This is a genomic window from Dokdonia pacifica (genome assembly GCF_900188275.1).
In the GTDB taxonomy this organism is placed as follows: Bacteria; Bacteroidota; Bacteroidia; order Flavobacteriales; family Flavobacteriaceae; genus Dokdonia; species Dokdonia pacifica.
Map to the genome: position 1 here is coordinate 414128 of NZ_FZNY01000001.1, position 13725 is coordinate 427852.

Genomic DNA, 13725 nt, shown 5'->3' on the forward strand with positions numbered 1-13725 from the left:
TATGGACAGAAGAGATTTTCTAGCAACAGGGGCAGTTTCAACAGCAGGAATGTTGTTTTTCCCTGGCAATCTATTGGCAAAAGAAGCTAAAACAGCCAATCAAACAAGATTCGCACAACCTTTACCATACACAATGGATGGAGAGTGGAAAGAGTTTGAACTTTATATAGACCTTCATACACACGAGCCAGCACCTGGTTTTAAGTACCACACTCTTGCTTTCAACGATATGATTCCCGGTCCGGAAATTAGAGTAAACTCTGGTGATAAAGTACGCGTAAAATTTATCAATAAAACAGACCTAAATCACACCATTCACTGGCACGGTATTTTTGTCCCGTGGCGTATGGACGGTGTGCCATATGTGAGTCAGTTACCTGTAATGCCTAAAAATGAATTTATCTATGAGTTTGTAGCAGAACCCGAGGGGACACATTTTTATCATTGCCATTGGGGAACGCTAATGCATATGCAAGCAGGTATGTTTGGTAGTTTAATAGTAGAAAACCCAAAAGACCCTATAAAAGAAAAGTTTCCATATGAAAGAGAATACACCTTGGTCTATTCTTCACACGATACCAATTACATCCGTGAAGAAATGAACGGAATGTTAGAAAGAATGAAGCAACGGAGTTATTTAATGAAGCAAGGTCGGTTTACTAGTGAACAGTGGGGTGTTTTTGATAACAAAGAACAGTTTCTCGCGAGTATGGAGAATGGGTATCAGCCACCTTATGTTACCAACAGAAGGTCTAATGCAGAGCTACCGCAAGCCAACTGGTTTACAGTAAATGGAAAATCATACCCTTCAACACCATACTTGTTTATAAAGTCAGGCGAAAATATTCGGGTAAGATTAATCAACGCTGGTGCAGAAACACATCATCTGCATCTACACGGACACGACTTTTGGATGGTAGCTGATGATGGAGTCCCTCTTGAGCATCCTTGGAAAAGAAATACGGTGCCGCTTACACCAGGAAAAACCTTCGATATCATAATAGAAGGTAATAATAGAGGTGTTTGGACATTCCACGACCACGACACTCGTAAAGTAACCAACAATGGTCTATACCCAGGGGGGAACTTACTGGCTTTGGTTTATGAAGATTTACCTGCCGATGAGTTGATTATTTCAAAACATTCAGGAAACCCAATGTACAATCCAAATGCAGGTATGGGAGATATGAAAGAAATGGATAATCAAAAAATGGGTAATATGAACAAAATGATGTTTGGAGATGATAAACTTCCTAAAATCGCTCTTGACGAATAATTTAAATAACAGTTAAAATGAAAAAAATCATATATATAGCCATCCTGATTTCTGGGCTTGCAAACGCACAGATTACCCCAGAATTTGAAATCGGAGCCAAAGGGGTTTTCTCAGGGAATTTAAACTTTAATTCCGAAGAGTCCAATGCAGTTACAGATTTCTCTGATACCCAATTGTTAATGGGGCTTAGTCAAAAGCTTTATAACAACTGGAGAGCACAATTTGTTTTGGGACTTCAATTTCCTGATGCCAATTCAAATTTGGGCGAGGTCTTTTACAATAATATTTTTATGAAATTGGAAGACCAAACCAATGTTATTAAAGTAGGACGTACACTTGCACAGACCAATTTAAATGAATTTCCAACCCTACGTGACGATGATGCACAACAGTTTGTCTATGCGCTTAATCCTTTCTCTGATGGAGTAAATACAGAACGTGACCAATATGCCAATGTGTTGGATTATACACATATATTCAAACAACGCTTTTTTGTTTCAATACACGGTGAAAACTTCTACGATAGTTTAGAGCCTGACGATTTTAGGTTAAACTCTATGGGGTTATCGTTGGTATACAGAGTACCAGAAAGTCAAAGGTGGAATAGAAATATCGTGCAACAAATTGGGTTGAGTTACAACAATTATTTCACTGATAGACCAGGCTATTCTAATGATTTTGATTCTTCGGTCAAAAACTTACTCTTTAGTACGATACTAAATTTAAAGCCAGACCCAATAGATTTTGTGGATTTTAAATTTCAAGCTATTCAAAACTTTGGATGGGACGAAATAACGGAGCTTAATGACTATTTCGACTACACAAGAACGCAGTCAACATCTCTTTTTGGCACCTTTAGATTTTTGAAACAAAAACTAGAACGCCCGCATTATCAAATTTCTATTGGTGGTGGGTATAAATCTTTGGGCAACCTCTCTACTAATTCAGACCAATTAATATTTATAACAAACGGGTTTTATCGAATGGGTCAGAATTTTGATATTGGATTTCAGTATCGTTACACTGAAAATGAAGGTTTTACGCAAAACCTATTTGGAAAGAATGAGCATCGTTTTCAATTGGCATTGGTTTATTCGTTTAGCCAAATTTTCAATAAGCAGTTTGGTGACCGTGAAGACTTATTAAACCTAGAACACAATTATATAAAATAAAAGTAAGTGACCTATACCACGCAACATATTAAAACAATAATTATACAGATACTTATTTGGGCAGGTATTTTCTATTTCTTGGTGCACCCTTTCACAATGGTCCTCTATTGGTTTGAGTATAGTAACACAGCATTTTCATTTTCCTTGTTTCAAGACGTTTTAAAAACGCGATTTTTAGAATCTTTCACTTTTGATATGGGGGGAATGGGTGGTTTACTTATGCTTTTAGGAAGTTTTCTGGGTATAATCTCAGGTCTGTTTTTTATAACTATTAAACAAAAGAATAAGCTCATCGGCACACAACAACGATTACTTGTTCGCGATATTGATGCATTGATACAAGCTGGTGAAAATGAGATGGTAGAATTCAAGTCTTCCATACGCTATGACTATTACCGTAAAACAACCAATAAGGAACTGAAACTGGTCATTGCTAAAACCATTACAGGTTTTATGAATGCCAAGGGCGGAAAATTAATTATTGGTGTAGATGATGACGGAAATGTTTTAGGATTAGAAAACGATTTCAAAACCCTGAAGCACAAAAACAGGGACGGTTATGAGCGCGAGGTTTTCAGAATCATTTCTACACAATTAGGCCACGAAGCTTGTTTCAGTAATCACATTTCCTTCTATAGTTTAAATGAAAAAGATGTGTGTTTAGTTGATATTGAACCTTCTGAAAAACCTGTGTACGTTAGCGATACCGAAAATACCACCTTTTATGTTCGGACAGGTAACGCTACTTATCCACTATCGGTTAAGGAAGCTGTTAATTATTTAGAAACGAGAAAATCATAAAGTTATGCAATACGTCTGGTTTATATGGTCACTTATAATTCTCACGCTTTGGGCGGCAATCTATTTGTTAAAGAAAGGGCATAGAAAGGAAATGCTCAAAATGAGCCTCATTACGATGCCTTTTGGTTTAACAGAACCCTTATTTGTGCCAGAATATTGGTTTCCACCTTCGCTATTCGATTTGGCAGAAAAAACAGGATTCGACATAGAAAGCCTTATTTTTTCTTTTGCTATTGGCGGCATTGGCACGGTACTTTACAACCTTATTTTTAAACGCAGCCTCGTTGAAATTCCGCATAGCGAGCGTGGTCACCAAAGACATCGATTGCACATTTATATTCTCTTTATACCAGCAATAGTGTTTCTCATATTGGCGCTGTTTACATCGCTCAACCATATTTATTGTGGCATTATAGCCTTATTCATTGGCGGATTGGCAACACTTTATTGTCGCCCAGATTTAAAAGGAAAGATTTGGGTTGGAGGCATCTTGTTCACGGTATTATACTTCATTTATTTCGGAAGTATACTGCCGTTCTATCCGCAATATGTGGAGCTGTACTGGAATCTCGACAACCTAACCCATATCCTTGTCGTGGGTATTCCCGTAGAAGAATTACTGTTCGCATTCACTTTTGGAATGTACTGGTCGGGATTATATGAGCATTTGTATTGGAGAAAGCTCATAAGTTCAGATAAAATTCATAATCAATAATAATTTAAAAATGAAACGAAGACATCTTAAACAACAGAACCAAAAACCTATAGCAGTTATAGTAGAAAACCCAAGCAAAAGAATCTATAAGCTATTAATCAGTATTCTATTTTTGGTTTTGGCTTCAATCATACTGCTTTCGTGTTCCAACAAGAAAAAAGAAAAAGCTGAAACAGCAACACTTTTAGTCACAGAAACAGAGCCCATTCAACCGAGTTCAACTGTTGCTTCTCAAGCAACTTATGAAATTGTGCCAAACGATAAAGTATGTATGGTCAATGACAGATTTATGGGGGTAAAACAAATACCAATAGATGTAGATGGCACAACTTACTACGGGTGCTGTCAAGGCTGTGTTGAAAAACTTCAGAAAAATATAGATGATGTCCGCTTCGGAAATAATCCACTTAATAAAACAAAGGTAGATAAAGCTTCGGCAGTCATTGTTCAGGACAAAAGCAACGGAAGTGTTTTTTATTTCGCTTCTAAAGAAGATGCTCAAGATTTTGTAAGTAAGAATAAAGCATAATACACATAAATGATAAAACATTCAAATGATGAAAATAGTGTTAGCAATAGATGGTTCAGACTTTAGTAAAGAGGCTGTCAAGAAACTCGCAAAAATGCCACTACCAAATGATAGTGAAATTAGTATTATAAACGTTTATGAGCATCCAGCGATGTCAACACCAGAAATAATGGCCACGGGTGGAAGCTTGAACAATTACTTTGAAGAGTTCTTAAGTGGTGCCCAAAAAATAGGCAACAAAATTGTTTCGGAAGCTAGTAATGTTCTAAAGAGCAAAAACGAAGAACTCATCATAACTACTAGCGTAGTTAGCGGGTTACCTAAAAGTGCTATTCTTGAAAAAGCAGAATCGTTTGATGCAGATTTGATTGTAGTGGGCTCGCAAGGGCAGGGAGCATTTTCACGCTTCCTATTAGGCTCTGTTTCCCAGTATTTGGCAGCACACGCCAAATGTTCAGTAATGATTGTAAAAGACAAGGACGCAAAGTAAACTATTGCTAATACCAATGATAAAAAATAAACATGAATGTCAAACACTTAAATAATAATTCAAAAGAATCTAGCTGCAAGGTAACGAATGATATCTGCCTTCCAGATTCTGACCTACCTCGCGTAGTTATCATTGGTGGTGGATTTGCTGGTCTGGCATTGATAGAAAAATTGAAACACAAAGAAGTACAAGTTGTGTTGTTCGATAAAAATAACTTCCATCAATTTCAACCTTTATTCTATCAAGTGGCAACAAGTGCTTTGGAGCCTGACAGCATTGTGTTTCCATTTAGAAAACAATTTAAAGGTTATAAAAATGTAGTATTCCGTTTAGCCGAAGTAGAGAAAATTCAACCCTCATCAAATACACTAATAACTTCCAAAGGAAAAATTCACTACGACTATCTGGTACTTGCAACTGGTACGACCACCAATTTTTTCGGAATGGATTCCGTAGCCCAGAACAGTTTGGGAATGAAGGATATTCGCGATTCCCTAAACATTCGTCATATGATGTTGCAAAACCTGGAACAAGCAGCCATTACCTGCGATGATGATGTACGGGATGCCCTAACAAATTTCGTTATCGTTGGAGGTGGTCCCGCTGGCGTAGAAATGGCAGGAGCTTTGGCTGAATTTTGCAAATACATTCTACCGAAGGATTATCCAGAATACCCGTCTTCCATTATGAACATTTACTTAATAGAAGCTAATGACGAGTTATTAAGCACAATGTCAGATAAAGCATCATCAAAAACTTTAAAGTATTTAAAAGACTTGAATGTAAAAATACTATTCAATGAGTCGGTAAGTGACTATGATGGCTCGCAGGTTAGCACCAAAAGTGGAAAGAAAATTTTAGCAATGAACCTAATCTGGACAGCTGGCGTAAAAGGTCAATTTCCAAAAGGTTTAGATGAAAAACACGTGGTAAAAGGCAATCGGATTAAAACCGATTCCTATTTAAAAGTAGAAGGTTCTGAAAATATTTTTGCCATAGGCGACATAGCGGCTATGATTACAGAAAACACACCAAAAGGGCATCCACAGGTGGCTCAAACAGCGATTCAACAAGGCAAATATCTTGGTGAATCCTTGTTGAAGCTTATGAAAAACAAACACATAGAACCTTTTCACTATAAAGATAAAGGTTCATTGGCTACTGTAGGAAAGCGTAAGGCAGTCGCTGATTTGGGTAAATTCAAATTTGCAGGTTATTTCGCTTGGCTCTTATGGTCAATTGTACACTTATTATCCATAAGCGGATTTAGAAATAGATTGATGGTTGGTTTTAATTGGGCGGTAAGCTATTTCACTTATGAAAAGAGCAACCGCCTGATTATTAGAAATTTTAAGCCACAAACCGTTAGTCAACAAACAAAACTTAAAATAGATAATAAAGAAGAAGTTGAAAATATAACCCGATAATGTTGAAAACTAAAACATATAGTGGAATTCATAGTGTATTCAATGCTACCTCAAAAGGCTTGAACAACACAGGTATTGTACTTCTCATTGCGGTCATCATTGCAATGGTATGGGCCAATTCACCTTGGCAAGAAATATACCGCGGTTTAATGAAAACCAACATCTCATTTACCATAGGCCGTTTTGAAATTACTGAACCGCTGTTACTTTGGATTAACGATGGGCTGATGGCATTGTTCTTCCTTCAAGTAGGACTAGAATTAAAAAGAGAAATATTGGGCGGAAAGCTTTCAACTCTTCAAAATGCTGTACTTCCTATTGGGGCTGCCGTAGGTGGCATGATTTTTCCTGCCCTCATTTATTTTCTATTTAATACCACAGGTGAAGCTTCTCAAGGCTGGGGCATTCCTATGGCAACAGATATTGCATTTTCTTTAGGTGTATTGGCACTTTTTGGAAAGCGTTTACCAGTAGCTCTGCGCGTATTTTTGGTAACGCTTGCAATCGTTGATGATTTGGGAGGTGTCTTGGTGATAGCGCTCTTTTATACATCGGGCATTTCAACAATGGATTTATTCCACGCACTTCTTTTCTTTGGATTATTAATTATTGGCAATTATGCAGGCGTCAGAAAAACTTGGTTTTATGCTATCATAGGGATAGGCGGTGTTTGGCTCGCATTCTTTTTCTCTGGAGTCCATCCTACTATTGCGGGTATACTAACGGCTATTGCAATTCCAGGACGTGTAAAAATCAAGGAAGATACCTTTCTAAAACGTTTAAGTACGCTTCATTCACGTTTTACGAAAATAAAACCAGTAAAAGGAGCACTCATTTCTAGTGAGCAACTCGAAATACTGGAAGAAATCAAGTCAACAAGTTCCCAAGCAGAAACACCTCTTCAAAAGTTAGAAAAAGCATTAAATCCTATTGTAAGCTTTTTAGTGCTGCCTCTTTTTGCATTGGCAAATGCTGGGATTCACTTGCACGGTGAAGTTGGTCAGGTTTTACTCAATCCCATTAGTTTAGGTATTGGCGCAGGATTAGTTTTAGGAAAGTCCATTGGAATTGTATCAATTTCAAGGCTACTTGTGGCTTTAAAACTAGCCAAATTACCCGATGCAGTAAATTGGAATCAACTATATGGTGTCGCATTTCTGGCAGGAATCGGATTCACAATGTCTTTGTTCATCAATGAATTGGCTTTTGTAAATGAAGAATTCATTTATACGGCAAAAATCGGCATTCTGTTTTCCTCTCTTATTGCAGGAATAATCGGTTCAATCATTTTAATTAAAAGTTCAAGAAAAATAATAACAAATAAAATAGTAAAACAATGAAAAAAATAGCAGTAATAGGATATGGTGTCATTGGTAAAAGGGTTGCTGATGCAATTGCACTACAGGATGATATGGAACTAACAGGTGTTTGCGATATCATAAGCGATTGGCGCATACAAAATGCCGTTAGAAAAGAGTATGATATCTACGCAGCCACAGCAGAAGCAGCTAATAAAATGAAGTCCGAAGGAATTTCAGTAAAAGGAAGTATGCAGGAACTTTTGAAAAAAGCTGATTTGGTAGTGGACTGTACGCCAAAAAAAATAGCCGCTAAAAATGTACAAATCTACAAAGAAAAAGACATCAAATATATTGTTCAAGGAGGCGAAAAGCACGAAACCACAGGACATTCCTTTAGTGCTGAAAATAATTATAAATCAGCTATAAACTTGGATGCTACAAGAGTCGTTTCCTGTAATACCACGTCTATTTTAAGAACCTTGACCGCTTTAAAAAGAGCTGATTTATTAGATTATGCAAGGGGAACTCTTTTAAGAAGAGCAACCGACCCTTGGGAAAGCCATTTGGGCGGTATTATGAACACAATGGTTCCCGAAAGAGATATTCCCAGTCATCAAGGACCCGATGCCCAAACTGTTGATTCTGATTTAGATGTCGTGACTTCCGCAGTAAAAGTACCTGAAACATTGAGCCATATGCACTATTGGAACGTAAAATTAAAAAGACAAGCCACAAAAGAAGAAGTGCTTAACGCCCTTAAAACATCTAGCCGTATTAAACTAATTCAATATGACCAAGGCCTAGTTTCAAACAATACCATTAAAGAAATGTTCTTGGATATGGGAAGACCGTGGGGCGATATGTACGAAGTAGCTCTTTGGGAAGATATGCTTAAAGTACAGGGAGACGAACTTTTTTATGCATACGTGGTCGATAACCAGGCCATTGTTATCCCTGAAACTATCGATGCTATTAGGGCACTTACAGGAATTGAAACAGATGGGGCTAAATCCATCTTGAAAACAAATCAAAGCTTATCTATTGCATAAAGAATTACGAATGTCCAACAATAGAGAAATAAAAAATCGTTACAACAGAATAGCCAAATATTTTGACTCATTAGAAAGACCAATGGGAACAAGTGGCTTTGCAAAATGGCGAAAAGAGATAGTGCCACAAGCAACTGGTAAAACCTTAGAGGTTGGTGTTGGAACGGGTAAAAACATTCCATTTTACCCCAAAAATATTGACATAACTGCAATTGATTTTAGTAAAAAAATGCTTGAAGAAGCCAAAGCAAAGTATCAGGATAGTCCACTCAAAATCAATTTCCTTGAAATGGATGTGCAAAATATGGACTTTGAAGATAACACCTTCGATACCGTGATTACAAGTTGCGTATTCTGTTCTGTTCCAGATCCTGTAAAAGGTTTAATAGAGATTAAAAGAGTGCTAAAGCCAAATGGCCAGCTTATTATGTTGGAACACGTTAGAAGTAATGGTAAAGTGTTAGGCAAACTAATGGATTGGTTCAATTTCATACCACTAAATATTATGGGTGCTAACATTAACCGTAAAACCAAACAGAATTTAATAAAAGCTGGTTTCAACGATGTTAAGGTGACTGAACTATGGAAGGATATTGTAAAATACTTCTATGTGAAAAATGAAAAATTAATATAAGGAAGCTATAAAAAATAGAATTATGAGTAAATATGAAAACATAATACAAAACCTTGGTGACAAAGCTGATTTCTATTTGAATCATATTTGTGAAAAAATAACAAAAGATGAATTGCAGACACCAAGTGATAAAAGTCTTGATAAGGTTTTTACTAATAGTAACAGAAATCCACAGGTACTTAGAAGCCTTAACCAATTATACAACCACGGAAATCTGGCAGGAACTGGTTATTTAAGTATCCTTCCTGTGGACCAAGGTATTGAGCATAGTGCAGCATTTTCATTCTATAAAAACCCAGATTATTTTGACCCAGAGAACATCATAAAACTTGCTATGGAAGCTGGTTGTAATGGAGTGGCATCCACCTTTGGTGTTTTAGGATTAAATGCTCGAAAATATGCCCATAAAATCCCTTTTATAGTAAAGATTAATCACAATGAGCTGCTAACCTATCCCAATAAATATGACCAAACATTATTTGGTAAGGTAAAAAATGCCTGGGATATGGGAGCAATTGCCGTAGGAGCTACCATTTATTTTGGTTCAGCGGAAAGTAACAGACAGCTAAAAGAAATAGCTGAAGCTTTTGAAGAAGCCCACAATCTGGGGATGGCTACTATTCTATGGTGCTATACACGAAATGAAGCTTTCAAAATAGAAAATGAAGATTATCACGCAGCGGCCGATATAACCGGACAAGCAAATCATTTAGGCGTAACTATTCAAGCAGACATCATTAAACAAAAATTACCGACCAATAATTTCGGATTTAAAGAAATAGGATTCGGAAAATATGACGATGATATGTATGAAGCGTTGACTACAGACCATCCCATTGACCTTTGCAGATTACAGGTGGCCAATTGTTATATGGGTAAAATAGGGCTGATAAATTCTGGTGGTGGTTCCAAAGGCAAATCAGATTTGTCCGAAGCTGTAACAACTGCCGTTATCAATAAAAGGGCTGGTGGTTCTGGGCTGATAATGGGAAGAAAAGCATTTCAAAAACCCTTTAGCGAAGGCGTGAGAGTATTACAATCCGTTCAGGAAGTGTATCTGGATAATAAAATTAATATAGCATAATCAACAGAATGTTTGACACAGAGATAAAATCATTAAAATCACTTAACCACTACCTCATAAGATTGGTAGAAAGTCGTCTATGGCTTAAGGTAATCATTGCCTTGTTTTTAGGTGTTGGATTTGGTCTGCTATTGAGCCCACAAAATGGATGGATTTCTAAAGAAACAGCAGATATCGCGGGGAATTGGCTGGCATTGCCTGGTGTACTATTTCTGAAACTGGTTCAAATGATTATGATTCCGTTGATTGTGGCTTCCATCATTACTGGAATAGCAAGTAATGATAAGGACAATCTAAAAAAATTAGGTGGTGGGGTTTTGTTATATTTTCTAGGTACTACGATAGTTTCGGTAAGTTTGGGTGTCATACTATCTCAACTTTTTAGACCTGGTCGCTTTTTACATCAACAGGCTCTAGCTGAACATAATGAAATTACAGCTGTTCCAACGGAAAATCCAGAGCTTTCCTTCGGAATTGAAACGATTCCTGATGCCATCTCAAACTTACTTCCCGAAAACCCGTTGGCATCTATGGTAAGTGGTGAAATGTTAAGCATTGTAATTTTCACAATCATTATTGGTGTAGCTGTGCTATCACTTGAAAATGCCTTACTGCGCCCAGTGAAGCTGCTTCTAAGTGCCATTCAGGAAGTCTGTATGACAGTAGTAAAATGGTCAATGCTTCTAGTGCCTATTGCTGTTTTCGGACTTATGGCGCAGCTCACCTCTAGCGTTGGTTTGAGTTCTCTATCTGGCCTCACCTACTATGTGGGTGTCGTCTTGCTCGGTCTGTTATTCTTAGTGATTTTCTATTTAGGGCTAATTGTGCTTCTTGGAAAATCAAACCCTATGCATTTCCTGAAAAAAATAAGGGATGTTCAGCTATTGGCTTTTTCAACCACAAGCTCTGCCGCTGTGATGCCACTTTCTCTTCAAACAGCCGAAGAAAAACTAAAGGTGGACAAGACCATTAGCAATTTTATCATTCCCATTGGCGCAACCGTCAATATGGATGGTACTGCACTCTATCAAACGATAACAACCCTTTTTATAGCCCAAGCCTATGGACTGGAAATGAGTTTGCTCAATATTATTGTGGTCATTGTAACTATCGTTGCTGCTTCAATCGGCACACCTGCCATTCCCGGAGGTGGTGTGGTGATACTCGCTTCTGTTTTGGGAAGTGTCGGTATTCCAGCCGAAGGCATCATCATTATCATTGGTGTAGAAAGATTGTTGGGAATGTTCAGGACTGCTGTAAACGTAACGGGTGACCTTACAGCTTGTATGGTTTTTAATAGGTTGTATGGCAAAGCCCCAGTCTTGGTTAGTGATAAAAGAAATACTAAATCTAGTTTAAAAACATGACATTACTACTCATATCCATATTGTTTATTTTTCCTGTTGTCGCTATTGCTAGCTATCAGCATTACAAGATTGTGAAGCAACCAGCCTACGATATCAACCAAACACTCTTAAATTATGAAATAGTAGGTTCTGGAAAAAACAAACTCGTTTTATTGCACGGTTTAACAGGGTCATTGAATTATTGGAAGCGCAATTTAGAAAGCATTTCAAACACACACACTTTGCTATTAATAGACCTTTTGGGTTTTGGTGATTCGCCAAAACCACAAAATGATTATTCGCTTTCAATACAATTGCAAGCCTTAGAATTGGTACTAAACAAAGAAGGATTCAATGATGGAAAAACCATTGTTGCCGGTCATTCTATGGGAGCTATAATTTCAATGGCTCTATTGCAGAAGCATCCTCATTGGTTCAAAGCAGGTGTTTTTATTGGAATACCTGTTTACAAGGATGCAGATGAATTTAAGAAAGTTATGTCCTCACATTCCTTTGTGGATAGGATATCAACAAGCAAATTCTCTAAATACATCTGTATGATTCATCCCATTTTTATGTCGCGTGCATTTAAACCAGACAACCTCACGGATGATGTTTATGAAGATGCAAAAAAACATCATTGGCAGAGCTATTATTATTCGCTTACAGAAGTCATTTTAAAAACAAATTTATATGCTATAGCAAAGAAAATTAAGGATAAAGATGTGCATTTTATTCACGGAGAAAAAGACACTACTGCACCTTTAGAAAATGCCTTGAAATTATCTAGGGAATTTACAAACGCACAAATAATTACTTCAGCTGAAGGAGACCATCAGTTCTTTCTGAAAGAAGCAGAATTTGTTTGGAACACAATTCAAGATTTTTCTGTTTCAGATAAAAAATTACAAAAAACAACATCAAATGAGCACTAATAAAATAAAACATATAGGTGTATTTACCTCTGGAGGTGATAGTCCGGGAATGAACGCTGCATTATACGCTATTGCAAAATCTGCGGAAGTAAATGGTATAAAAGTAAGTGGTTATCGAAAAGGATATGAAGGATTGATAGACGGTGACTTGGTTCAATTAAAATCACACGAATTACAAAAACTGACTCAAAAAGGAGGCACTATGCTAAAGACGGCACGAAGCAGGCGTTTTCTGGAATTGGAAGGTCGAAAAAAAGCCTTGGAAACTCTAAACGCAAACAAAATAGATGCGTTGATTGCCATTGGTGGTGATGGCACATTTAAAGGACTACTCGCTTTTTCAGAGATATGCAACATTCCGTTCATAGGCATTCCTGGTACTATAGATAATGATATTTCAGGTACGGATTACACCCTTGGTTTTGATTCGGCTGTAAACACAGCCATTGAGAATATTGATAAAATAAAGGACACTGCCGAATCTCACAATCGGGTATTTATTGTGGAAGTAATGGGAAGGGATTCGGGTTACATCGGCATTCATTCAGGACTAATGGTAGGTGCGGACGCCATACTAATTCCAGAGAGCGGTACGGACTTTATGTACCTATTGGATAAAGTAAAAAATTACGACAGTGAAGATGCTTTTCTAATCGTAGTTTCTGAAGGCGATGAAATAGGTGCCGAACTCGTTTCTTCAAAAATAAAGGAAGTCAATCCCAATGTCGATTTACGCATAACGAAGCTTGGTCACGTGCAACGAGGTGGAAATCCTTCTGCTTTAGATAGAATGTTGGGTATTAGGCTCGGCGTTGCTGCTGTAAATGCCCTTTTACAAGGTAGAAGCAACGTAATGGCTGGTGTTTTAAACAATCAACTACACTTTACTTCTTTTGAAGAAGTGGTCAAACAACATGAAGTAAATAAAGAATTGAAAGAACTTTTAGAACTATTTGGAAAATAAAT

General features: G+C 37.2%; 14 protein-coding genes. All 14 read left to right on the plus strand.

Annotation, left to right across the window (positions count from 1 at the left end):
- The first annotated feature begins 1 nt into the window (after window position 1).
- Genes CHB80_RS01840 through CHB80_RS01905 form a run of 14 tightly spaced genes read left to right on the plus strand, consistent with a single transcriptional unit; the run spans window position 2 to window position 13723 of the window.
- The gene (locus tag CHB80_RS01840) at window positions 2-1276 is read left to right on the plus strand and encodes a multicopper oxidase family protein (RefSeq protein WP_089369727.1); all 1275 of its coding nucleotides are present in this window, start codon (window positions 2-4) and stop codon (window positions 1274-1276) included.
- Between the two features lie 17 nt (window positions 1277-1293).
- Window positions 1294-2448 carry a hypothetical protein gene (locus CHB80_RS01845; protein ID WP_089369728.1) on the plus strand — a complete coding sequence of 385 codons (1155 nt, stop codon included), beginning with the start codon at window positions 1294-1296 and terminating at the stop codon, window positions 2446-2448.
- Between the two features lie 6 nt (window positions 2449-2454).
- Complete coding sequence (locus CHB80_RS01850; protein ID WP_089369729.1) at window positions 2455-3249, plus strand: AlbA family DNA-binding domain-containing protein; 795 nt, start codon at window positions 2455-2457, stop codon at window positions 3247-3249.
- Window positions 3250-3253: 4 nt separating this feature from the next.
- Window positions 3254-3964 (plus strand): lycopene cyclase domain-containing protein, encoded by a 711-nt coding sequence (locus CHB80_RS01855; RefSeq protein ID WP_089369730.1) that lies wholly within the window; start codon window positions 3254-3256, stop codon window positions 3962-3964.
- Between the two features lie 10 nt (window positions 3965-3974).
- A complete protein-coding gene (locus CHB80_RS01860) occupies window positions 3975-4493 on the plus strand; it encodes a hypothetical protein (protein WP_089369731.1) in 519 nt (172 codons plus the stop codon).
- A gap of 25 nt (window positions 4494-4518) precedes the next feature.
- The gene (locus CHB80_RS01865) at window positions 4519-4983 is read left to right on the plus strand and encodes a universal stress protein (RefSeq protein ID WP_229746888.1); all 465 of its coding nucleotides are present in this window, start codon (window positions 4519-4521) and stop codon (window positions 4981-4983) included.
- A gap of 32 nt (window positions 4984-5015) precedes the next feature.
- Window positions 5016-6410 (plus strand): NAD(P)/FAD-dependent oxidoreductase, encoded by a 1395-nt coding sequence (locus CHB80_RS01870; protein ID WP_089369733.1) that lies wholly within the window; start codon window positions 5016-5018, stop codon window positions 6408-6410.
- Window positions 6410-7750 carry a Na+/H+ antiporter NhaA gene (gene nhaA / locus CHB80_RS01875; protein WP_089369734.1) on the plus strand — a complete coding sequence of 447 codons (1341 nt, stop codon included), beginning with the start codon at window positions 6410-6412 and terminating at the stop codon, window positions 7748-7750. Before CHB80_RS01870 ends, nhaA begins: the two co-directional genes overlap by 1 nt.
- Window positions 7747-8760 carry a type II glyceraldehyde-3-phosphate dehydrogenase gene (locus tag CHB80_RS01880; protein WP_089369735.1) on the plus strand — a complete coding sequence of 338 codons (1014 nt, stop codon included), beginning with the start codon at window positions 7747-7749 and terminating at the stop codon, window positions 8758-8760. The genes nhaA and CHB80_RS01880 overlap by 4 nt, the downstream gene beginning before the upstream one ends.
- A gap of 10 nt (window positions 8761-8770) precedes the next feature.
- Entirely contained in the window at window positions 8771-9394 is a 624-nt protein-coding gene (locus CHB80_RS01885) for a class I SAM-dependent methyltransferase (protein ID WP_089370745.1), read from the plus strand.
- A 22-nt stretch (window positions 9395-9416) separates the two neighbouring features.
- On the plus strand, window positions 9417-10478 hold the full coding sequence (locus CHB80_RS01890; RefSeq protein ID WP_089369736.1) for a class I fructose-bisphosphate aldolase: 1062 nt from the start codon (window positions 9417-9419) through the stop codon (window positions 10476-10478).
- 8 nt (window positions 10479-10486) lie between these two features.
- Entirely contained in the window at window positions 10487-11845 is a 1359-nt protein-coding gene (locus CHB80_RS01895) for a dicarboxylate/amino acid:cation symporter (RefSeq protein ID WP_089369737.1), read from the plus strand.
- Window positions 11842-12759 carry an alpha/beta fold hydrolase gene (locus CHB80_RS01900; protein WP_089369738.1) on the plus strand — a complete coding sequence of 306 codons (918 nt, stop codon included), beginning with the start codon at window positions 11842-11844 and terminating at the stop codon, window positions 12757-12759. Before CHB80_RS01895 ends, CHB80_RS01900 begins: the two co-directional genes overlap by 4 nt.
- Complete coding sequence (locus tag CHB80_RS01905) at window positions 12749-13723, plus strand: ATP-dependent 6-phosphofructokinase (RefSeq protein ID WP_089369739.1); 975 nt, start codon at window positions 12749-12751, stop codon at window positions 13721-13723. Before CHB80_RS01900 ends, CHB80_RS01905 begins: the two co-directional genes overlap by 11 nt.
- The last annotated feature ends 2 nt before the right edge of the window (window positions 13724-13725 follow it).